This window comes from Rhizobium sp. ERR 942, assembly GCF_007828395.1.
Taxonomy (GTDB): Bacteria; Pseudomonadota; Alphaproteobacteria; order Rhizobiales; family Rhizobiaceae; genus Rhizobium; species Rhizobium dioscoreae.
Map to the genome: position 1 here is coordinate 237,668 of NZ_VIUA01000001.1, position 20,779 is coordinate 258,446.

Sequence of the window (20,779 nt, forward strand, 5' to 3'; positions counted from 1 at the left end):
ATCAATTCCATAGGAGTTGCGCGCGGATCAGGCCGCGCAGTGAGTTTCCGACATAAAGGGGGCGATCTCTTAGGTCGTCGAGCCGGATGCGGCCGACACGGGCCTTGCGCTGGCAGATGAGTTCGGTGCGCAGGACGCCTGCAAGTAGACCGGATGATATGGGAGGAGTGCGGAGCAGGTCCGCGCTATCCTCGAGGAAGACAGAGGTGATCGTCCCCTCGCAAACCTCATCCTTCTCATTGAGCAGCAGCACTTCGTCTGCCTCGTCTGGCCGGTATTCCGCTCGGGCTGCTTCATAAATGCCTCGTCGCGTGGTTTTGAAACGCAGCAGCTTATCGGAGGAATCGAGCCGGGTCGCAGCGACGCGCAAGCGCCAGACGGTGTCAGGCAAAAGCGGGACGAAGGGAGCGGTCGCCACCTCCGTTTTGCCTTCGCGGTCCAGTGTCAGCCGAACCCTCAAAGGCGCAGCAGTACCGGCCACCGCCTGTTCCAGTTTTCCCAGTACGTTCTTTGGAGCTGAAAAGCCGAGGCGGCGGGCGGATCGTTGTAGGCGGGCAAGATGCAGGCGCAGGCGAACGAAGCCGGTTTCCGGCTCGTAGCGCAATGTCTCGATCAGGGAAAAGTCCTCTACCGGTCGATCCATCGGCCCCCCACGGCGAAGCGCGCCTTAAGGAGGCATTCTTCATATTCCGCTTCCGCCGTCGAATCGAAGACGATGCCTCCGCCGACATTGAACACCGCGCGACCGTCTTCGAAAAGCGTGATCGTGCGGATCGCCACGGAAAAACGCATGGCACCACCAGGCGAGATCATGCCGATCGCGCCGCAATAGGCGTCGCGCGGGCCGTCTTCCAATTCATGCAGGATTTCCATCGCCCGCATTTTCGGCGCACCGGTGATCGAGCCGCAGGGGAAGAGTGCTGCAAGGATATCGCGGATCGATATGCCTGGCAGCAGCTTGGCCTGCACATGGCTGACCATCTGGTGCAGGGTCGGGTAGGTCTCGATCTCGAAGAGTTTCGGCACATCCAGCGTGCCGACCTCAGTGATGCGGGAGATATCGTTGCGAAGCAAGTCGACGATCATGCGGTTTTCGGCCTGCGCCTTCTCGTCGGCGAGCATGGCGGCGATGATGCGGTCGTCCTCGGCAGCATTTGCGCCGCGCCTGGCCGTGCCCTTCATCGGATGCGTCTCGATCCAACCGTCCTCGTCCGTACGGAAGAAAAGCTCCGGTGAACGAGAGAGGATGATCGGGCCGCCGAGATCGACCAACGCGCCGTATTTCACCGGCTGCCGTTCGATCAGAGACCAGAAGGCGGCGCGGGGATCGCCGTTCCATCGCGAATGGATCGGCATGGTCAGGTTTGCCTGATAGCAGTCGCCCTGGCGCAGATGCCGATGCAGCCTGTCAAAGCGCTCCTTATATATCTCGAAACTCCAAGCGGCCTTCGGCTCCGTGAGAAACTCTCGGTTTTCCAGGCGCTGTACCGGCTGGCCCAGCAGATGGCCATCAGCGGCAGGAGCATCGAAAACGCCGAAGCAGAGCAGGGGCGTTTCCCTGTTTTCCTCGGCGAAAGGTGCGAGTTTTTCCTCGAAGAGATGGCCGGCCTCATAGGCCATGTAGCCGGCAAGCCATTGTCCCTGCCGCTTGGCTTTTTCCATCCGATCGAGGGCATCGAAAAATTGCGCACGCGTATGGGCGACAATGATCTCGGCCGGCTCGGCGAAGATCATCATCTGTCCTGTGCTGTCGTCCCTGAAAAGGACGTAGGGTACGGCATCGGCCATGCGCGGATTTCGATCCAGTCTTGATTCAATGATCCCCAGGCATGATTGCATATGCCGTTGCGCTTGGCCCCTCACCCTAGCCCTCTCCCCGCCCGCGGGGAGAGGGGACTGTTTCTGCGTCCACCGCATCATTCTCTGCAAACAACGGTGCAGCAGTTGCGATCGCTCCCTCTCCCCGCATAGGCGAGGAGAGGGTTGGGGTGAGGGGCCATGCGCGAAGCTGCGGCAATGGCGAAGGTGCCTGACCTGCTTCTCCTCAAAGCAGGACCGAGATCTCAGTTCTTATCTAATGCTTCCAGCTCGTCGATCAGCCCTTCGATCATCGACAGGCCCTTGCTCCAGAACGACGGATCAGTTGCGTCGAGGCCGAAAGGCTTCAGGAGTTCGGAATGATGCTTGGTGCCGCCGGCCTTCAGGAGTTCGAAATATTTCTCCTGGAAGCCCTTTTCGGCGTTTTGGTAAACGGCATAGAGCGAGTTTACCAGGCAATCGCCGAAGGCATAGGCATAAACGTAGAAGGGCGAGTGGATGAAATGGGGGATATAGGCCCAATAGGTCTCGTAGCCCTCGGAAATCTTGATCGCGGGACCTAGGCTCTCCTCCTGTACCGAGAGCCACAGTTCGCCGATATTGTCCGATGTCAGCTCGCCATTCTTGCGGGCGGTATGCACCTTGCGCTCGAATTCGTAGAAGGCGATCTGGCGCACGACCGTATTGATCATGTCCTCGACCTTCTGCGCGAGCATCGCCTTGCGTTCGCGCTTGTCGGTGGTCTTGTCGAGGAGCGCGCGGAAGGTCAGCATCTCGCCGAAAACGGAGGCTGTCTCCGCCAGAGTCAAAGGCGTCTGGCACATCAGTGCGCCCTGGCCTCCGGCCAGCACCTGATGCACGCCGTGACCGAGCTCATGCGCCAGCGTCATGACATCGCGCGGCTTGCCCATGTAGTTGACCAGTACGTAAGGATGAGCCGACGGCACGGTCGGATGGGCGAAGGCGCCCGGCGCCTTGCCGGGGCGCACCGGCGCATCGATCCATTCCTCGTCAAAGAAGCGCTTGGCGATATCAGCCATTTCGGGGGCGAAATTACCATAAGCCGATAGAACCGTATCCTTCGCATCGGTCCAGGGGATCAGCGCGTTGGGCGTTTCCGGCAGCGGCGCATTGCGGTCCCAGAAGTTCATCTGGTCCATGCCGAGCCACTTGGCCTTCATCTTGTAATAGCGATGCGAAAGCCGCGGATAGGCCTCTCGCACAGCGGCCGCCAGCGCATCCACTACCTCGCGCTCGACGCGGTTGGCGAGATGCCTGCTGTCGGCAATATCCTCGAAGCCCCGCCAGCGGTCGGCGATTTCCTTGTCCTTGGCGAGCGTATTGGTAATCAGCGTAAAGGTGCGCAGATTGGCCTTGAAGGTTTCGGCAAGCGCCATGGCTGCCTTGCGGCGCACTTCCGGGTCCTGCTCCTGCAGCATGTTCAAGGCGACTTCCAGCGGCTGCTTCTCGCCGTCGATCTCGAAGCGCAGCTCAGCCATCGTCTCGTCGAACAAGCGGTTGAATGCGGCGGCGCTCGTCATGGATTTTTCCAGGAACAGCTGCTCCAGCCTGTCGTCGAGCTGATGCGGCTTGTCCTTGCGCAGGTCGACGATCCAGGGACGATAATGGCCGGCGGCGGGGTCGTTCGTCATGCAGGCGTCCATCATCGTATCGTCGATGCGGTTCAGCTCCAGCGGGAAGAACAAAAGGTGAGAGGAATAGTCCGTGAGCTTTGCCTGGACGTCGCCATAGAGCTTGCCGTTGTTCGGATCGATGGTATTGGAGAAGTAGGTGAGCCCGGCGAATGAGCCGAGACGGCCCATGATATCGTCAAGCGCTTCATACTCCTTGATGGCTGCGCCGATGCCGGCGTCGCCTGTCTTGGCGGCGGCATCGGTAAGCTTCCCCTTCCACTTTTCCTCGAAGGCAATGGCCATCTTGCCGGCCTTTTCCAGATCCCCGACGAACTCGGGGGACGTGGAGGAAGGATAGAGATCGCTTAGCTTCCAGGCTGGCAGGTCTCCAAGCGCCTGGCCGGCTGCCGGGCTTGCCGAGAATTTAATGGCCGAGAAATTAATGAGGGGGTGGAGCGAGGTCGGGCTCATGGGCGAAATTTCCTCTGCTTTTATTTTTCGGATCGTCCGATCCGTATGGTGTCTATTCGGCTGGAAAGCCCGCTGCAAGGCCTGATTTTCCTGCACCGAAGGTTGAATCATAAGCGCTTTTACATTCGTCATAATGATTAAAATGCGATGCTTTGGCAAAACTTCATGTTCAAGCCTTTCTGCGATCTTCGCCTCAGGTTTCGCATGAAGTGAGGCACCAATGACCGTTTACAATAGCGCCAAGGGGGGCGCGCAGATTCTCGTTGTTGAGGATGATCCGATTCAACGCCGTCTGCTGAAGAATGCCATCGAGCGGCACGGACACGTTGCCCATTTGGCAGAAAATGGCCGTCTCGGCCTTGAGTTCCTGAAGCGTGGCAACGATCAGATCAACGTGATCGTGCTCGATCTCATGATGCCGGAAATGAACGGCATCGAGTTCCTGGGCGCGCTGAACGATATGGGCATCGACCTGCCCGTCATCGTGCAGACGGGGCAGGGCGGCATCGATACCGTGGTGCAGGCAATGCGCGCCGGCGCCTTCGATTTCGTCGTCAAGCCGGTATCGCCGGAGCGTATCGCGGCATCGATCGCCAATGCTTTGAAGCTCGACCAGCGCGAGGCGAAGGCCCGCGCCGGGCGCAAGTCGCGCTCGAGCAGCATCACCTTCGACGACATCGTCTCGGCAAGCCCGGCGATGATGCGGGTGATCGATCTCGCCCATCGCGCGGCGCAATCGAACATTCCAGTCGTGCTGGAAGGCGAATCCGGTGTTGGCAAGGAACTGGTGGCCCGTGCCATCCAGGCCGCCAGCGACCGCGCCGGCAAGCCGTTCGTGACCGTCAACTGTGGTGCGATCCCGCACAATCTCGTCGAAAGCATCCTGTTCGGACATGAGAAGGGTGCGTTCACGGGTGCAACCGAGCGCCATGTCGGCAAATTCATGGAAGCCGATGGCGGCACCTTGTTCCTCGACGAAATCGGCGACCTGCCGCTGGAAGTCCAGGTCAAGCTTTTGCGCGCCGTGCAGCAGGGCGAAATCGAGACCGTCGGCGCGCGCGTCGCGCAGAAGGTCAATGTCCGGCTGATTTCGGCGACCAACAAGGATCTGATCGAAGAGGTCAAGGCTGGGCGCTTCCGCGAGGATCTCTATTATCGCTTGAACGTCTTTCCGATCACCATGCCGGCACTGCGTCGCCGCAAGGAAGACATCCCGCATCTTGCACGCGCTTTTGCCGACCGGTTTGCGCTGGAGCAGAAGCTCGATCATCCGCTCGGGATCAGCAACGACGCGCTTGCACTGCTGACCGCCTATGACTGGCCGGGCAATATCCGCCAGCTCGAAAACGCTGTTTTCCGCGCGGTCGTCCTGTCCGAGGGACCAGAGCTGCTCGACACGGATTTTCCGCAGATCGCCGCACAGCTGCCCGGCTATTTCGCTGCCGAGCATCCAACCTTGGTTGTGGATAATTCGCATGCCTCTTCGGCCGAGCTTCTGGCGGCTGAACGAAGCGAACGGGTCCCTTACGGGGTTTCGCACGGATCGGCTGCAACCACTCCGCTTGCCTCAGCCGATGCGTCGGCCGGTACTTCCGACAATGTCATCGTCAGCACAAATACCTCGGGAGATGTCAGGAAACTGGCTGATGTCGAGGAAGAATTGATCCGATTTGCCCTCAAATTCTATCGTGGGCAGATGAGTCAAGTCGCGAGAAAGCTCGGCATCGGCCGCTCAACTCTCTACCGAAAGTTGAAAGATTACGGCATAGACCCGGATGACCCGCAAAAAAACGCAGCATGAAGTAAAGCTTAACGTTTAGGCAAGCATATTTTGTTACCCGTCGTAAAGCACTTGTTAGTGCATCGTTCACCATGTATGAAGGGGTCGACCATGTGTGGCATTTTTGCCATCGTGTCACCGCAATTGACAGCCATTTGGAACACGATGCGACATTGTCTGTCGGACGGGGATCGAATTGCCGAATTTGAGTGCAAATACCAAGCCTAATAGCTTGAGCTGGCATTCTGCGTGCTCTAACCTATTTAGCAAGGTGGCCAAGGTTGTAGCCGTTGGCCTCCTTGCTTTGTCCGTTTCTACCCCTGTTTTCGTCGGCACTCCCTCTCAGGCAGGCGGTGAAACCCGTAGCCTCAAGATTTACTACGTCCATACCGGCGAGAAGGCCGTCATCACCTACAAGCGCAACGGCAAGTTCGATCCGGACGGCCTGGAGAAGCTGAATCGCATTCTGCGCGACTGGCGCAAGAATCAGCCGACCAAGATGAACCCGCGCCTGTTCGACCTGATCTGGGAAGTCTACCGCGAAAGCGGTTCACACGAATTCATCTATGTGATCTGCGGTTTCCGTTCGCCGGGCACCAACGAGATGCTGCGCACGCGCTCCGCCCATACCGGCGTTGCCAAGAAGAGCCAGCACATGCTCGGCAACGCGATGGATTTCTATATTCCTGACGTCAAGCTCACCAAGCTGCGCGAAATCGGCATGAAGCTGCAGGTGGGCGGCGTCGGCTACTATCCGACCTCCGGCTCGCCCTTCGTGCATATGGATGTCGGCGGCGTGCGCGCATGGCCGCGCATGGATCGCCAGGATCTCGTCCGCCTCTTCCCGGATGGCAAGACGATGCATATTCCGGCGGACGGCCGGCCGTTGCCGGGCTACCAGCAGGCAGTCGCCGATTACAAGCGCCGTATGTCGTCCGACGATATCCAGATCGCCAGCTCCTCTTCGCCGCGTCGCGGCTTCTTTGCCCGCCTGTTCGGTGGTGGCGGTGCCGATGAGGAAGAGGATAATGCAGATAGCGGAACGACGGCGGCACCGGTGGCTGTCGCCTCAGCTGCCCGCAAGGGCCAGCCGGCTCCGGCTGCCAGTGATGATGGTGACGAGGGCGCCGCTCCGGCTCCGGCCCAGGTTCAAGTTGCCAGCGTAAACGCGCCCGTTCCGCAGGTTCGCCCGGCATTCGGCAATCAGCCTGCCGGCAGCGATGTGGCTTCCGCTCTCGTCTCACCGTCGCGTAACGCGGCGCAGGATGCTCTTGCCGCCGCCATGCCGGATACGGGCGACCAGCCGCAATATGCCGACCTTCGCTCCTATCATGTGCCCGTGCCGTCCCTGCTTGACCGTCGTTCACCCGGGGATGCCGAAGTGGCATCGGCCGAGGCTGACATGAAAGGCCAGCTGGCTGCCGTTCCGGTGCCGGCGCAGCGTCCGGAATTGGCCGAAAGCCTGCTGGCATCAGCCGATGCCGATCAGGAGGCCGCCGACGACCAAGCTGACGCAAGTGCACTTTCGCCTTCGGTCATTGCGGCTCTCGAGCAAAGCCGTCCTGATCGATCGGACGCCAACAATGCGGTTGCGGTGATGCAGCCGTCGAACAACGTCGCGTCCAAGGATCAACTGGCACCCGCCGGCAACGGCATGGCTGCCGGTAACGATGCGGCGCAGGCAATTGCCGCCGTCCTGCCGCAGCAGAGACCGGCACAGCAAATGCCGATGCAGGTGGCCGCGCTTGCACCGGTCCGCAACGAGGTGAAGGCCAGCAGCCGTCGCTTCAACGACGGGTTCGAGCCGACTACGCCACAGGAACGTCCGATTGCCGCCGGTATCGCGACCAAGGGCGGCCGGCCGAACAAGCAGGACGCCGTGGTGGCCGATTCGGGCCGCGCAACGGTGACGACTGCGCCGACGCTGACGGAGAAGATGATCTCGCAATGGGCGATCGCAAAGGCCCGGGTTGAGATTGTAAACCGCCCGGTCAAGGCGCCGCGCTTCGTGAGCCCGACGCTCCGTGCCCAACCGACTGCCGTTTACACGGATGGTTTCAAGGTACAGACGGCTTCGATCGATCCCGAACGCTTCAGCGGAAGTGCAGTGAATTTCCTTCAGGTGAAGAAGTTCAATTCGGTCGAATAGGCTGCATCCACTTCAGCGTGATTTCAAGGGGCCCGTTTGGGCTCCTTTCTGATTCGGCAGGGTGCTATCCATTTATGATCGCGATCGGGTTTGCGTGGCCTGCGGGCGGCATGCAAATCTGAGCTGAGCCCGGTTTTCAGGCACTGCTGTTGCTCGTAGGTGACATTGCGACGGCTTTCAGGTTCGTGTCAGGATTTATGCATCCTTCCCCGATCCGCCATTCAGTTTGGCTTCATTCGGCTCCGTTAGGTCGGCGACTTCGGACCTGATGGATATTCATATTTGACCCGCAAGACGGCAATCATCATTGGCAATGGCAAGCTGCAGCGTGACCTCTCTGAGGTCGTGGACAATGCAGAATTTGCGATGCGTTTCAACGAGCCGAAGGCTTCGATCGGCATGAGCGGTTCACGCACCGATATTCTCATGCTTGCAGCTTCCAGCAAGCCTATGCAGCGCCGATTGACGGACCCGACCTTCCTGACCAGCGCGACGTTCACGGCAGCCAAGGAGGTCGTGCTTGCCTATCATCCCGATATCATCCGCAAGTATCACCCCAAGCCCAATCTGCTCTCACGCCTGAAGGGCCGAAGAAGCGATTGGACGATGCGGACGATCGAATTGGTCGGTGCTGCCGGCAAGGAAATCCGCATCATGCCGCCGCAGTTTTACATCGAGGGCTGCGAGGAACTCGGTGTGAGCCAATGCCGGATGCATCAGCTCTTTCCGAGCACCGGCTTCTTCGGCATCCGATATGTGCTGTCACGATTGCCTGCAGACGAGTGGGAGGTGAAGCTGTGCGGTTTCAGCTGGGAAGGGTGGAAACGCCATGCCTGGCTGGATGAACGCCGCTGGGTTGAAGACAAGATGGCGAGCGGTCGCATCAGCATGCTCGTCTAGCTTCCTTCAGTTGTTCAGATCCGTTGAAAACAACCATTTTCAGTTTCGCCTCAGGTTTGCCTAAGCTCGCTTTCATTCAGGGTTGCTAGAGCCTCGCGAAATATGACCCCGAGGTATCCCTTCATGCAAGCCCACGAATTCAACCCGTCTTCGGCGATGCCGCTCGAAAGATCTCATACGGGATTCGAGTTCGCTCCAGCGTCCAATTCGGTCGGTACTGTTCTGGACACGCCCGGCCAACCTGTCATTCGTGGCTTCATCATCCATCTGGATCGCGCCCGTGACCGCATGCCGCAGGTCGAAAGGCTTGCTGCAAAGCTTCCGGTGCAAAGCGAGATCGTCGAGGCAGTCGATGGCCGCACTCTGAGTGCCGTCGAGATCGACAGTGTCTATCGTCCGCGGTTGCAGAAGCCTTATTATCCGTTTGCCATGAGCACGGGCGAAATCGCCTGCTTTCTGTCGCATCGCAAGGCTTGGGCTGCCATTGTCGAGCAGGGCATCGATGCTGGTCTTGTCTTTGAGGACGATGTCGAGATCGACGACGCGTTCCACGCAGCCTTTGCTGCTGCCAAGGCCTGCCTGAAGCCAGGTTCTTTCATTCGCTTCCCGTTTCGCATGGGCAAGGAGCATGGCAGATCTGTTCTTTCCCAAGGGGAGACCGATGTCATTCAACCGAAGAGGATAGGTCTCGGCATGGTGGCCCAGCTCGTCAGCCGAGATGCCGCCATCCGCCTACTGGAAGCGACCTCCGTCTTCGACCGGCCCGTCGATACCACCGTGCAGATGAGCTGGTTTACGCGCGTATCGCCGCTCTCGGTCCTGCCTGGCGGCGTGCGTGAAATTTCCCCTCAGCTCGGCGGCAGTACGATCAAGAGTCGCAAGACACTGGCAGAGAGGCTCTCCAGAGAGGTGTTGCGGCCGCTCTATCGCGCCAAGATCGCGCTTCGCTCGCGCCGCATCATCTGAGACGATCCATCGTGGCTGTTCCAATCCTCGCATATCATCAGATTGCGGTGCCGCCGTCGCGCAAGGCGCCGTTCAGAAGCATGGTCGTCCATCCCGAAGCCTTCCGCCGTCAGATGGAATGGCTGAAAAAGCTTGGAATTCAGGGTGTGTCGCTGCGTGAGGCAATGCCTTACATCCGCGGCGAGAAGGCCGGCAAAGTCGCTGCCATCACCTTCGATGACAGTTATGCCAATGTCCATGAGAATGCCTTGCCCGTGCTGCAGGAGTTTGGCTTCACTGCCACGAATTTCGTTGTGGCGAACCAGATCGGCGGCAGCAATGTCTGGGATGTCCCCCTTGGCGTGGCTCAGGCGCCCTGCATGTCGGTCGAACAGCTGAAGCATTGGCACAGCCTCGGGCATGAGGTGGGATCGCATACGCTCGATCACGTTCGCCTGCCGCAATTGCCGATGGAAGAGGCGCGCCGTCAGATCACCCATTCGCGCGAGTTGCTCGAGGATTTGCTCGACGAAGGCGTTTCGTCCTTCTGCTTTCCCTATGGCGACGAAACGCCGCTCGATCGCGTGCTTGCCTATGAAGCCGGTTACAGCGCCGCCACGACGACACGCCGCGGTCGGGCGCGGCCGGGCGACGATCCGTTCGGCCTGCCGCGCGCGACCATCCGGCGCAACGACAGCTGGCTGCATTTCGTCAAGAAGTGCGTCGTCGGATAGTCAGCCCTGTAACTAGGATGCCGCCGTAAAGCTGTAGTTGCCCTTGGTCCTGTGGCCGCCGGCGGAAGGGCCTGCCATTTGATGGTCTATTTGTCAGGTGCGAGCTTATCGCTCACGGGCATGGCCAGCGTTTTTTCGCTATCGGTCGGTGTGGCCGCGGCTACAGCTATGGCTGCTTTTTCGGCGCGGGATCGGCAATCGGACGGCCATTACCGTCGCTGAGTGTGACAGCTCCGCCGACATGGTTCTGTGTTGTCGCCGCCGGCGGCATGAGGGTCCAGGTGAAATAGGCGATGAGTCCGCAGACGCCGAGCAGGAAGACACTGAGGATCGCGGGGATAGACCACTCCTTCGTGAACATCGGTGTTTCCGAATGCGATTTGAAAGAGGCGCGACGTGTGGCCGCCGTCTTATTGAGCTGTGTTGGCACAAGCGCCTCCAATACTACGCGTCGCGGTCGAGAGTGTTGTTCCGAAGGTCCGTTTCCGCACGATCTTCCTCACTATCTGTCTGGATGAAGCACGTACGACATTCGCGGTTTCAGCTCAATGCGGCAATTTGGTATCCCGTCGTCGCGCCCGTTTACAGGCCGCGCCGAGGTCGGCTACACATGATCGACAGGGTTCGCGCCGGCGGATTGGCGAGCCTCATATCACCAAGTCGCGCGGCTGGTTTGTTCTCCAGCGCTTGCGCGAAGAGGAATTGGAATGCCCATCGAATCCTGGAGAGGCGGCGAGATTGACGTTGCCGTGATTGGTGCCGGAGCGGCAGGAGTAAGTGCTGCCCGACAGCTGCAATTGCTTCGGCCGGATCTCTCGATCATCTTGCTCGAAGCGTCCGATCGCGTCGGTGGCCGTGCCCGCTCGATCCATCCATTCGGCACCGATGCCGCCGCGCTCGATCTCGGCTGCGGCTGGCTGCATGGCGCGCGCACCAACGCCTGGACTGATATTGCCGAGGAAATGGGCCTGACCGTCGATCGCACGCCCGCGCCCTGGAGCGACGGCGGCCATCGGTTAGAACAGAACGATCCCGATGCCAAGGCTGCGGCTGCCGCCGTCAACGCCTTCTTCGAGCGGGTCTATGAGTACGAGGGAGATGCAGACGCCGATCTCTCGGCCATGTTGTTGCCTGATGATCCGTGGAATGAAAGGATTTACGCCGTCGGCGCCTTCATGACCGGAGGAGAGCTCGACAAGTCCTCGGTGATCGATCTTGGCCGCTACGATCCCGGCCCTGGTCCTGACTGGCGCGTGCGGCAGGGTTACGGCACTTTGGTTGCGACCTACGGCTTGCCGGTGCCGACCATTCTCGGCGCCGAGGTCAGCCGCATCGACCATAGCGGCGCTGGCCATGTCGTGCTTTCCACGAGCAAGGGCGAGCTGCGGGCGAGGGCCGTCGTCGTCACTGTTTCCACCAATGTGCTTGCGGCTGGACGTATCGCCTTCTGGCCGCCTCTGCCGGAGAAGATCGAAGCAGCTTCCCGCCTGCCGCTCGGTCTGGCAAACAAACTCTTTCTTCGCACAGCCGAACCTCGGATGTTTCCGGAGGATGCGCATGTGATGGGATCGCAGCATAGCCGCCGAACGGGGGCCTATCAGCTGAAGCCGTTCGGTGCTCCGGTTATCGAGGCCTATTTCGCCGCCGACCTTGCGCTCGATCTGGAGAGGCATGGCATCGATGCGATGTTTGATTTTTCGGTGGAACAGTTGAAGCGCGTCTTCGGCGCCGATGTCGGCAAGACGCTGTCGCCGCTGGCGGCGTCGGCCTGGGCGGGAGAGTCCTTCTTTGGCGGCTCCTATTCCTATGCGACACCCGGTGCGTCCGACCTGCGCAGCGTCCTCGCGGCTCCCCATAACGGACGTTTGTTCTTCGCCGGAGAAGCCTGTTCGAAGACGCGTTATTCTACTGCGCACGGTGCCTATGAAACCGGCGTTGTCGCTGCTGAAGCCGTTGCGGAAGCGCTCTGATGGAAAGCCGATGAAACCGATAGCCAGCTTGCAAGCGAGAAATAGCGATTCGCCTCATAATTTTATGCAAATCGCTCTTAAACTTGCGTGAGAACAGGCGTAAACGCAATCAAATACCACCCGATTTGATTTACACCATCCTTCGGGAGATGGGCGGCGAAAGCCGCGACACAAGAAGCATTGGAGGAGCCATGAGCACCGGCGAAAAATTAACCTTCGACATCCAGAAAAACCCTAATCCCGCGACGGCGAGCGAGCGGGAAGCGCTGCTGCAGAACCCGGGATTCGGCCGCATCTTCACCGACCACATGGTGACGATCCGCTATTCGCAGGATCGCGGCTGGCACAGCGCCAAGATCGAGCCGCGCAAGGCGCTTGCTCTCGATCCCGCGACCGTGGTGCTTCACTATGCGCAGGAAATCTTCGAAGGCATGAAGGCTTATCATCTGCCGGACGGCGGTGCGGCCCTTTTCCGCCCGAGCGCCAATGCGCGCCGTTTCCAGAATTCGGCGGAGCGGTTGGCGATGCCGCGCTTGCCGGAAGAGCTCTTCGTCGAGTCTGTCCGCGAGCTGGTCAAGATCGATCGCGAATGGATCCCGACCGCCGAAGGGGCGTCGCTCTATCTCCGGCCGTTCCTGATCGGTACGGAGGTCGCTCTCGGCACAAAGCCGTCGGCGGAATACATCTACTGCGTTATTGCTTCCCCGGTCGCCTCCTTTTTCAAGGGCGGCGGATCTGCCGTCACGCTCTGGGTTTCCGAGAATTTCACCCGCGCCGCTCCGGGCGGCACCGGTGCTGCCAAGTGTGGCGGCAATTATGCCGCAAGCCTCTCAGCGCTTGCCGAAGGCCAGCGTGAAGGCTGCGATCAGGTGGTCTTCCTCGATGCCGTCGAAAAGCGTTGGATCGAGGAGCTTGGCGGCATGAACGTCTTCTTCGTCTTCGACGACGGATCGCTGCAGACACCGCCGCTCACCGGCACGATTCTGCCGGGCATCACCCGCGATTCGCTGATCAAACTCGGGCGCGACATGGGCCTGACGGTGCGCGAGGAACCCTATTCGATCGAGCAGTGGCAGGCGGATGCCGAGAGCGGGCGCCTGCGCGAATCCTTCGCCTGCGGCACGGCGGCCGTCGTGACGCCGATCGGCAAGGTGAAGGGCCGCAAGCACAGCTTCACCATCGGCGACGGCAATGCCGGCGCTACGACGCAACGCCTAAAGGCAGCCCTGACCGACATCCAGTTCGGCCGCGCGCCGGACAAGAACGAGTGGCTGGACCGCCTGTTCTAAGCGAACCGTGAACCCATACCCGGCGGGAAAGGTATATGAGCTCTCGCGCCGGCTCTGACACAAGAAATCGCATAGTCACCCGAACCATCGGAGTTGTTGTGATGACCAGCGTCAGCGAACGTCCCGGCGGCGAGCCGGGCGCGGAGATCGGTTTTATCGGTCTTGGCGTCATGGGCCAGCCGATGGCCCTTAATCTCGCAAAGGCAGGCACCAGGCTGGTGGTCTGGAACCGCTCTGCGGCAGCAGCCGATCCGTTGCGCGAGGCGGGTGCCACGGTGGCGGCGAGCGTCGAGGAGGTGTTTGCGCGCACACGCATCGTCATCCTGATGCTGGTCAACGAAACGGTGCTGGACGAGGTGTTGCGGCGGGGTACTCCGGACTTCGCCAAGCTGGTGTCCGGACATATCGTCGTGTCGATGGGCTCCAATCCGCCCGGATATTCGCGCGGGCTTGCCGCCGATATTCTTAGCGCCGGCGGGCAATATGTCGAAGCCCCGGTTTCGGGGTCGAGGAAGCCTGCCGAGACGGCGCAACTCGTCGCGCTGCTCGGCGGCGATGCGGAGGCGGTTGCCGAGGTGCGGCCGCTGCTTGCGCCTATGTGTCGCGAAACGATCCTGTGCGGCCCGGTCGGCAATGCGCTGCTCATGAAACTGACCGTCAATCTCTATCTTTGCACGATGCTTGCGGGGCTTGCCGAAGCTGCACATTTTGCTGAGAGCAACGGGCTCGATCTTGAAACTTTTCAGGCGGCTATCAATTCCGGTCCTATGGCCAGCGATTTGACACGCGTGAAAATTCCAAAGCTTGTTGCGCGGGATTTTTCGGTGCAGGCGGCGACGGCCGATGCGTTCAACAGCACGAAACTGATTGCGGAGGCAGCTCGCGCCGCGGACATGGCATCGCCCGTCCTCGATCTCTGCCGCACTCTCTATGGTGAAAGCGTCGAACTCGGCAATGGCCGGCTCGACATGGTGTCGGTGATCAAGGCGATCGAGGCCCGCACCGAAGCGCTTGGTCGCTCCTAGTAACTCATCGCGCAACCCCAATGTTGGGTTAAGACTTGGGCAGGTATTTCCGGAAGGACGGTCCTATGGACAGCAATCTTTTTCAACAGCTGGGCTTGAAGTATCCATTGATCGTTGCACCGATGGCCGGTGGTCCTTCGTCGGTAGAACTCGTGGCTGCGGCTTCCGCTGCCGGTGCCCTCGGTGCTATGGGTGGCGCCTATTTAAATGCCGCGACGATCGAAACCTTTACAGCTCAGGTTCGCCAGCGAACCGACAAGCCGTTTTCGATCAATCTCTTCATTCCGCATTCGATCCCGGAGGTTGGCACCGATCGGCTTGAGCGCGCCGTGGCTGCGACCGCAGGATATCGCCAGGAGTTGAAACTGCCGTCGCCGCAGCTTTCTCCTCCCTATGAAGAGGATTTCGATGCACAGTTCGAAGCTGTCTTGCGCATCAAGCCGGCCTGCTTCAGCTTCGTCTTCGGCCTGTTGCCGGCCGACCATGGACGAGAGGCGAAAAAGGCTGGTATCCCGCTGATCGGCACGGCAACGACACTCGACGAGGCGAAGGCGCTGGAAGAGAGCGGCGTGGATGCGATCGTGCTGCAAGGCTTCGAAGCGGGCGGTCATCGCGGCATTTTCGATGCGAGGGCAGTGGATCCGGAAATAGGGATGCGCGACCTCCTGGCGCGATGCGTCGGCACCATTCGCGTGCCGCTGATCGCAGCCGGCGGCATCATGAGCCCAAGCGATATCCGGGCGGCACTGCAGGCGGGTGCACAGGCCGTGCAGATGGGCACGGCTTTCCTTGCCTGCGCTGAAGCCGGGACATCGGCACCCTATCGTAAAAAGCTGCTCGAAACGCCGGAGCGAAAGACGCGAACGACGCGCGCTTTCTCAGGTCGCTTTGCGCGCGGGATCGAGAACCGCTTCATGGACGAGATGGATGGGAAGCCTGACGCCATCCTTCCCTTTCCGGCGCAGAACAAGTTCACGCGGGACATACGCGCTGCGTCGACAGCGAAGGGATCTCCGGATTTCCTGTCTCTCTGGTCGGGAACCGGCAAGGGCGAGCTGTGGCAGGGGAGTGCCGCCGAATTGATCGGTCGTCTTTTTGCAGAGCGACGCTCAAAAAGAAAGGAGCCGGCAAGCCGGCTCCCGATCACCTTTCAAGACTGATAAAGTCTCGATTATTCCATGCCGAGTGCGGCCATGTAGGTCTGCAGGATGGATTCTTCTTCCAGGCGCTCGTTTGCGTCCTTCTTGCGAAGGCGAATGATGGTGCGGATCGCCTTGGTGTCGTAGCCGCGGCCTTTGGCTTCGCCCATGACATCCTTGATGTCGGACTGGATGGCGGCCTTTTCTTCCTCGAGGCGCTCGATGCGCTCGATGAATTGACGCAGTTCCGCCGCGGCCACGTTCTCGACGCTGTTCTCTTCCATGCACTTCTCCTAAAGGGTCTCAAAGGGGTCGCTTGCAGCCCGTCGCAGATGAGATCGGTCGGTCACCGATACGGCACATCGCTTCATGGCTTGCGCGGGATTTCGAATTCGATCGGGCAGTTGACGTGCCGCGAATGGCGCGCAAGGTCAAGCCGAATTGATGAAGGGAGCGTTAATCTTTCGGCTTGTTCTGCTCGAAAGCGGCTTTTTGCACAGGAGAGGCTTCTTTCTGGTGCAGGTTCTTCCAATCCTCGTAGGGCATGCCGTAGATCACCTCGCGCGACTCATCCTTGCTGACCGGCAGCCCGGCCTCTTCGGCCGCTTCGCGATACCAGTTGGAAAGGCAGTTGCGGCAGAAGCCGGCAAGATTCATCAGGTCGATATTCTGAACGTCGCTACGTTCGCGCAAATGCGCAACGAGACGGCGGAAGGCGGCAGCCTCGAGCTCGATCTCTTGTTCCTTGATGAGCGTGGTCATCTCTTTCTCCTCAATTCGCTTGTCGCTTCACGCCTCATAAGGGCCGGTGCGCGAAGGACAGCGCTTATATTCATGGAGCGCCGGATCGGCATTGATCTCTGCGAAGATCGGTGCGAGGCGATCGGCCCATTCGACAATGCCGGCCTCGTCGCCGATCAGATCCTGCCGAACTTCCAGCAGCGCATGCGCAATGCCTTTCATCATGCAATGGCGGAACATGGTGTCGTTGCGCAGGGCACCGTCATAAGGCTCGTTGTCTCCGATAACGAGATCGGTATCGGCGCCGAGCTTTGCAAGGAGCGGCACGACCGCTCGGTCGTCGCTGTCCCAGAGCACGCTGGCATGCCAGGGTCGCGGCACGCCTTTCCATGCCGGGGTGAATGAGTGCATCGAGAAAACCAGGGGCGCCTTGCCCGTCGCCTCGGCTACGGCGGAAATCGTCTCATCCACCGCCTTGTGATAGGGCCGATGGAAGGCTTCTATGCGGTAACTCCATTCCTCATCCGTAATCGGATGATTGCCCGGTATGATGGCTCCGTCCGAGATCTTCATGATGAGCGTCGGATCATCCTCGCCGCGGTTCGGATCGATCAGAAGACGGGAAAAGCCGCCCAGCACGCAGGGCACGCCCAGCCGCGCGCAGAGATGACGGCACAGGCCTTCGATGCCAATGTCATAGGCGATGTGGCGGGAAAAGGCAGTCTCCGGCAGGCCAAGGCTGCCGTAACGCTCGGGCAGGCGCCGCATGGCGTGATCGCCGAGAATGACCATGCCTTTGTCACGATTGCCGGGTATGAATTCAAACGGTCTGAAATCGGTCATGCGGATTGTCGATTATTGAAATTTTCAACTCTTTGTTTGATTGCATGTGCGGATGGAAGGTGCAAGGTTTGCAGCTTCGATCGGATGGAGAGCGGCGCATGGTGCCGTCACCATCCCGTGAAGAAAATATAATCGATTAGAGTTGCGTTGACATTCATGGGATGGCGGCGCAAGAAGACGCAACAACGAATAACCGGGAGCCAATTGGAAGCCGTGTCCAGCCAAGTCGCGCCACGTTTCGTTAAGCGGTCAGGCCCGCTCGCCCGAATCGCCTTCCTCATCCTTGCTGCGGCCGCGCCGTTCTTCTTCATGCCGAATGCCGCCCATGCCGATTTCCGAACGTGCAATGGTACGCAGAACCTTGTCGGCGTTGCGATCGGCTATCGCGCGAAGGACGGCTGGGTGACGGAGGGCTGGTGGCAGATTCCGGCCAATACCTGCGCGACTTTGATCGAGGGGCCGCTTCAATCCCGCTATTATTACCTCTACGCAGAAGACGCGGCCCGCGGCGGCCGCTGGACGGGCGACGTCGAAATGTGCGTGGCGGAAAACGAATTCAAAATCCCAGGCGTCAAGGATTGCTACGCGCGTGGCTACCAGAAGATGGGATTCAAGGAATACGACACCGGGCGCCAGGCGAGCTGGATGGTTCAGCTTTCCGAGCCCTCGGGCAGCCAAGAAAGCCAGAATTGATGAGACGAAACCGAAAAGTCAAAATCCTCGCAACGCTCGGTCCGGCCTCCTCTTCGGAGGAAATGATCCAGAAGCTTCACGAGGCCGGGGCGGATCTGTTCCGCATCAACATGAGCCATGCCAGCCATGATGTGATGCGCACGCTGATCCAGCGCATCCGCGCCGTCGAAGCTCGTTGCGGTCGTCCGATCGGCATTCTCGCTGACTTGCAGGGTCCCAAGCTGCGCGTCGGCAAGTTTGCTGACACCAAGGTCGACCTCAAGCCCGGCCAGACCTTTACGCTCGACAATCAGGATATCCCCGGCGACAACACGCGTGTCTACCTGCCGCACCCGGAAATCCTGGAATCGGTTCAGCCCGGCCACCGCCTGCTGATCGATGACGGCAAGCTGGCGCTGCGCGCCGAAAAGTGCGACGGCAAGAGTATCGTGACAACGGTCATTTCGGGCACGAAGATTTCCGACCGCAAGGGCGTCAGCCTGCCCGATACGCTGCTCGGCGTCGGCGCGCTGACCGACAAGGACCGCGCCGACCTCGACGCCGTTCTCGCGACCAATGAAGTCGACTGGGTTGCGCTCTCCTTCATCCAGCGCCCGGAAGATCTGACGGAAGTCCGCAAGATCTCGCATGGGCGCGTCGGCTTGATGTCGAAGATCGAAAAGCCGCAGGCTGTCGAGCGCATCGAGGAAATCATTGAGCTTTCCGACGCACTGATGGTGGCCCGCGGCGACCTTGGCGTGGAAATGCCGCTGGAAGCCGTTCCCGGCATTCAGAAGCAGCTGATCCGCGCCTGCCGCCGTTCCGGCAAACCGGTGGTCGTTGCTACGCAGATGCTGGAATCGATGATCTCCGCGCCGGTCCCGACCCGCGCCGAAGTCTCAGACGTCGCGACCGCCGTCTTCGAAGGCGCCGATGCCGTTATGCTTTCTGCAGAATCTGCATCCGGCGACTATCCGGTCGAAGCCGTTTCCATGATGGCCTCGATTGCCGGCACCATCGAGCGCGAGCCGCATTATCCGGGCATCATCTATGCCCAGCGCGCGCTGCCTGAGGCAACCGGCGCCGATGCGATCTCGCTCGCCGCCCGCCAGATCGCCGAGACGCTGAAGCTTGCCGCCATCGTCTGCTACACGTCCTCCGGCACCACCGGTCTGCGCGCTTCGCGAGAACGCCCGCAGGTTCCGATCCTGGCGCTATCGCCGATCATTCAGACGGCACGCCGCCTGTCCGTCGTCTGGGGCATGCACTGCGTTGTTACCCACGACGCGACCGACCTCGACGACATGGTCAACAATGCCTGCCGCATCGTTGCCGAGGAAGGCTTCGGCAAGCCGGGCGACCGCATCATCATTTCGGCGGGCGTTCCGCTCGGCACGCCGGGCGCCACCAACATGCTGCGTATTGCCTATATCGGTTCGGACGGTCAGTCCGGCGTGTGATTGCCGACATCTGATTGCGGCAGCACCTGAAACACCCGAAACCCGCTGTCGAAAGACGGCGGGTTTTTTCTTGAAACCGAAGCGTCTGCGATCCCCAAGCAGGCGGATTGAGAAGGAGATATTCCAATGAAAGTCGGATTTATCGGATTGGGCCAGATGGGCAGCGCCATGGCCGTCAATCTCATCAAGGCCGGGCATGAGGTGACTGTGTATAATCGGTCGCGCGACAAGGCCGGGGCTCTGGCCGGCGAGGGCGCCAAGGTTGCCGCGACCGTAGCGGATGCGTGCGGCGGTGAGGCTGTCTTCACCATGCTCGCACATGACGATGCGCTATCGGCCGTCGTCCATGGCGATGGCGGCGTTCTGGCAAGCCTTGGCAAGGGTGCAGTTCATATTTCCGCCAGCACGATCAGCGTCGCCATGTCCGAACGCTTGACCCAGGATCATGCCGCCAAAGGCCAGCGCTTCGTTGCTGCCCCCGTCTTTGGTCGTCCGGAAGCGGCGGCTGCGGCGAAGCTTTTCGTTGCTGCGGCGGGTGCACCCGATGCGATCCAAACGGTCACGCCGCTGTTCGAGGCCATCGGTCAGCGCACCTTCGTCCTCGGCGAAGAGCCGAAGGCGGCCAATCTCGTCAAGCTCAGCGGCAATTTCCTGATCGCCTCGGTCATCGAGTCGCTCGGCGAGGCCATGGCGCTGGTCGAGAAGGGTGGCGTCGACCGGCATGCCTACCTCGATCTCTTGACCTCGACGCTGTTCAACGCGCCTGTCTACAAGACCTATGGCGGGCTGATCGCGGATCGCAAGTTCCAACCAGCCGGTTTCACCGCACCGCTCGGCCAGAAGGATATCCGGCTGGCATTGGCTGCCGGCGAGGCGCTGAACGTGCCGCTGCCGTTGGCGAGCCTGCTGCGCGATCGGTTCCTCAACCTGCTGGCGCATGGCGGCGAGGAGCTGGACTGGTCGGCGATTGGCGCGTTGGCGGCAAAGGATGCGGGGTTGGTAGGATAATTGGCTGACCTTGGGGGTGTCGTCGCCGACGATTGAGTTCGTGGAGGGTGTGCACCCCCTCTGTCACTTCGTGACATCTCCCCGCCGGCGGCAGGGCTATCGCATATGGAGGCGGACGAGCGCCATAAGCTCCTTCTTCCCTTGGGGAGAAGGTGGCCCGAAGGGTCGGATGAGGGGGTTATCGATTTGAATTCATGGATT

At 60.3% G+C, this 20,779-nt stretch carries 19 protein-coding genes; 12 read left to right on the plus strand and 7 right to left on the minus strand.

All coding sequences use genetic code 11. The features are described from left to right. Position 1: 1 nt before the first annotated feature. The 3 genes from FBZ97_RS01105 to FBZ97_RS01115 all read right to left on the minus strand — a co-directional run bounded on the left by FBZ97_RS01105 (position 2) and on the right by FBZ97_RS01115 (position 3,923). On the minus strand, positions 2–643 hold the full coding sequence (locus tag FBZ97_RS01105) for an aminotransferase class IV family protein (protein WP_145316087.1): 642 nt from the start codon (positions 641–643) through the stop codon (positions 2–4). After that, positions 628–1,788 (minus strand): aminodeoxychorismate synthase component I, encoded by a 1,161-nt coding sequence (locus tag FBZ97_RS01110; RefSeq protein ID WP_145316089.1) that lies wholly within the window; start codon positions 1,786–1,788, stop codon positions 628–630. Before FBZ97_RS01110 ends, FBZ97_RS01105 begins: the two co-directional genes overlap by 16 nt. A 275-nt stretch (positions 1,789–2,063) precedes the next feature. Continuing rightward, a complete protein-coding gene (locus FBZ97_RS01115) occupies positions 2,064–3,923 on the minus strand; it encodes a M3 family oligoendopeptidase (protein WP_145316091.1) in 1,860 nt (619 codons plus the stop codon). Between the two features lie 220 nt (positions 3,924–4,143). Here FBZ97_RS01115 and FBZ97_RS01120 point away from each other — a divergent pair, with 220 nt between their 5' ends. The 5 genes from FBZ97_RS01120 to FBZ97_RS01140 all read left to right on the plus strand — a co-directional run bounded on the left by FBZ97_RS01120 (position 4,144) and on the right by FBZ97_RS01140 (position 10,431). After that, on the plus strand, positions 4,144–5,724 hold the full coding sequence (locus FBZ97_RS01120; protein ID WP_145316093.1) for a sigma-54 dependent transcriptional regulator: 1,581 nt from the start codon (positions 4,144–4,146) through the stop codon (positions 5,722–5,724). Between the two features lie 175 nt (positions 5,725–5,899). Beyond that, complete coding sequence (locus FBZ97_RS01125) at positions 5,900–7,852, plus strand: DUF882 domain-containing protein (RefSeq protein WP_113330403.1); 1,953 nt, start codon at positions 5,900–5,902, stop codon at positions 7,850–7,852. Between the two features lie 282 nt (positions 7,853–8,134). Beyond that, positions 8,135–8,752: a hypothetical protein gene (locus FBZ97_RS01130; RefSeq protein WP_113389177.1), complete on the plus strand. Its 618-nt coding sequence runs from the start codon at positions 8,135–8,137 to the stop codon at positions 8,750–8,752. 123 nt (positions 8,753–8,875) lie between these two features. Then, positions 8,876–9,718, plus strand: a complete 843-nt coding sequence (locus tag FBZ97_RS01135; RefSeq protein ID WP_145316094.1) for a glycosyltransferase family 25 protein — start codon at positions 8,876–8,878, stop codon at positions 9,716–9,718. Between the two features lie 11 nt (positions 9,719–9,729). Further along, positions 9,730–10,431 (plus strand): polysaccharide deacetylase family protein, encoded by a 702-nt coding sequence (locus tag FBZ97_RS01140; RefSeq protein ID WP_113355068.1) that lies wholly within the window; start codon positions 9,730–9,732, stop codon positions 10,429–10,431. Between the two features lie 166 nt (positions 10,432–10,597). On the opposite strand, the gene FBZ97_RS01145 is transcribed toward FBZ97_RS01140, so the two are convergent. Beyond that, positions 10,598–10,792: a hypothetical protein gene (locus FBZ97_RS01145; RefSeq protein ID WP_113355070.1), complete on the minus strand. Its 195-nt coding sequence runs from the start codon at positions 10,790–10,792 to the stop codon at positions 10,598–10,600. Between the two features lie 346 nt (positions 10,793–11,138). Between FBZ97_RS01145 and FBZ97_RS01150 the strand changes: the two genes are divergently transcribed. From FBZ97_RS01150 to FBZ97_RS01165, 4 genes are all read left to right on the plus strand, one after another. Continuing rightward, positions 11,139–12,401, plus strand: a complete 1,263-nt coding sequence (locus FBZ97_RS01150; protein WP_145316096.1) for an NAD(P)/FAD-dependent oxidoreductase — start codon at positions 11,139–11,141, stop codon at positions 12,399–12,401. A gap of 191 nt (positions 12,402–12,592) precedes the next feature. Further along, positions 12,593–13,690: a branched-chain amino acid aminotransferase gene (locus FBZ97_RS01155; protein ID WP_145316098.1), complete on the plus strand. Its 1,098-nt coding sequence runs from the start codon at positions 12,593–12,595 to the stop codon at positions 13,688–13,690. A gap of 101 nt (positions 13,691–13,791) precedes the next feature. Next, the gene (locus FBZ97_RS01160) at positions 13,792–14,715 is read left to right on the plus strand and encodes an NAD(P)-dependent oxidoreductase (RefSeq protein ID WP_145316100.1); all 924 of its coding nucleotides are present in this window, start codon (positions 13,792–13,794) and stop codon (positions 14,713–14,715) included. 65 nt (positions 14,716–14,780) lie between these two features. Beyond that, entirely contained in the window at positions 14,781–15,875 is a 1,095-nt protein-coding gene (locus FBZ97_RS01165; protein ID WP_145316101.1) for a nitronate monooxygenase, read from the plus strand. Between the two features lie 11 nt (positions 15,876–15,886). Here the strand turns inward: FBZ97_RS01165 and FBZ97_RS01170 are convergent, their stop codons facing one another. From FBZ97_RS01170 to FBZ97_RS01180, 3 genes are all read right to left on the minus strand, one after another. Next, entirely contained in the window at positions 15,887–16,138 is a 252-nt protein-coding gene (locus tag FBZ97_RS01170; RefSeq protein WP_069613239.1) for a DUF2312 domain-containing protein, read from the minus strand. Between the two features lie 172 nt (positions 16,139–16,310). Continuing rightward, on the minus strand, positions 16,311–16,616 hold the full coding sequence (locus tag FBZ97_RS01175) for a DUF1244 domain-containing protein (protein WP_145316102.1): 306 nt from the start codon (positions 16,614–16,616) through the stop codon (positions 16,311–16,313). A gap of 27 nt (positions 16,617–16,643) precedes the next feature. Continuing rightward, a complete protein-coding gene (locus FBZ97_RS01180; RefSeq protein ID WP_145316103.1) occupies positions 16,644–17,438 on the minus strand; it encodes an N-formylglutamate amidohydrolase in 795 nt (264 codons plus the stop codon). A gap of 204 nt (positions 17,439–17,642) precedes the next feature. On the opposite strand from FBZ97_RS01180, the gene FBZ97_RS01185 reads away from it, so the two are divergent. The 3 genes from FBZ97_RS01185 (at position 17,643) to FBZ97_RS01195 (ending at position 20,578) form a co-directional block, all read left to right on the plus strand. Beyond that, on the plus strand, positions 17,643–18,131 hold the full coding sequence (locus FBZ97_RS01185) for a DUF1036 domain-containing protein (RefSeq protein ID WP_069613236.1): 489 nt from the start codon (positions 17,643–17,645) through the stop codon (positions 18,129–18,131). Beyond that, positions 18,131–19,570, plus strand: coding sequence for a pyruvate kinase (pyk, locus tag FBZ97_RS01190; protein WP_015341054.1), 1,440 nt, complete (start codon positions 18,131–18,133; stop codon positions 19,568–19,570). The genes FBZ97_RS01185 and pyk overlap by 1 nt, the downstream gene beginning before the upstream one ends. Before the next feature lie 126 nt (positions 19,571–19,696). Then, positions 19,697–20,578, plus strand: a complete 882-nt coding sequence (locus tag FBZ97_RS01195) for an NAD(P)-dependent oxidoreductase (protein ID WP_145316104.1) — start codon at positions 19,697–19,699, stop codon at positions 20,576–20,578. Positions 20,579–20,779: the final 201 nt, after the last annotated feature.

Coding starts and splice junctions, on each gene's coding strand:
- FBZ97_RS01145 (WP_113355070.1), bottom strand. CDS start 10,792: ATGTTCACGAAGGAGTGGTCTATCCCCGCGATCCTCAGTGTCTTCCTG.
- FBZ97_RS01105 (WP_145316087.1), bottom strand. CDS start 643: ATGGATCGACCGGTAGAGGACTTTTCCCTGATCGAGACATTGCGCTAC.
- FBZ97_RS01115 (WP_145316091.1), bottom strand. CDS start 3,923: ATGAGCCCGACCTCGCTCCACCCCCTCATTAATTTCTCGGCCATTAAA.
- pyk (WP_015341054.1), top strand. CDS start 18,131: ATGAGACGAAACCGAAAAGTCAAAATCCTCGCAACGCTCGGTCCGGCC.
- FBZ97_RS01150 (WP_145316096.1), top strand. CDS start 11,139: ATGCCCATCGAATCCTGGAGAGGCGGCGAGATTGACGTTGCCGTGATT.
- FBZ97_RS01195 (WP_145316104.1), top strand. CDS start 19,697: ATGAAAGTCGGATTTATCGGATTGGGCCAGATGGGCAGCGCCATGGCC.
- FBZ97_RS01165 (WP_145316101.1), top strand. CDS start 14,781: ATGGACAGCAATCTTTTTCAACAGCTGGGCTTGAAGTATCCATTGATC.
- FBZ97_RS01120 (WP_145316093.1), top strand. CDS start 4,144: ATGACCGTTTACAATAGCGCCAAGGGGGGCGCGCAGATTCTCGTTGTT.
- FBZ97_RS01155 (WP_145316098.1), top strand. CDS start 12,593: ATGAGCACCGGCGAAAAATTAACCTTCGACATCCAGAAAAACCCTAAT.
- FBZ97_RS01160 (WP_145316100.1), top strand. CDS start 13,792: ATGACCAGCGTCAGCGAACGTCCCGGCGGCGAGCCGGGCGCGGAGATC.
- FBZ97_RS01170 (WP_069613239.1), bottom strand. CDS start 16,138: ATGGAAGAGAACAGCGTCGAGAACGTGGCCGCGGCGGAACTGCGTCAA.
- FBZ97_RS01175 (WP_145316102.1), bottom strand. CDS start 16,616: ATGACCACGCTCATCAAGGAACAAGAGATCGAGCTCGAGGCTGCCGCC.
- FBZ97_RS01180 (WP_145316103.1), bottom strand. CDS start 17,438: ATGACCGATTTCAGACCGTTTGAATTCATACCCGGCAATCGTGACAAA.
- FBZ97_RS01110 (WP_145316089.1), bottom strand. CDS start 1,788: ATGGCCGATGCCGTACCCTACGTCCTTTTCAGGGACGACAGCACAGGA.
- FBZ97_RS01135 (WP_145316094.1), top strand. CDS start 8,876: ATGCAAGCCCACGAATTCAACCCGTCTTCGGCGATGCCGCTCGAAAGA.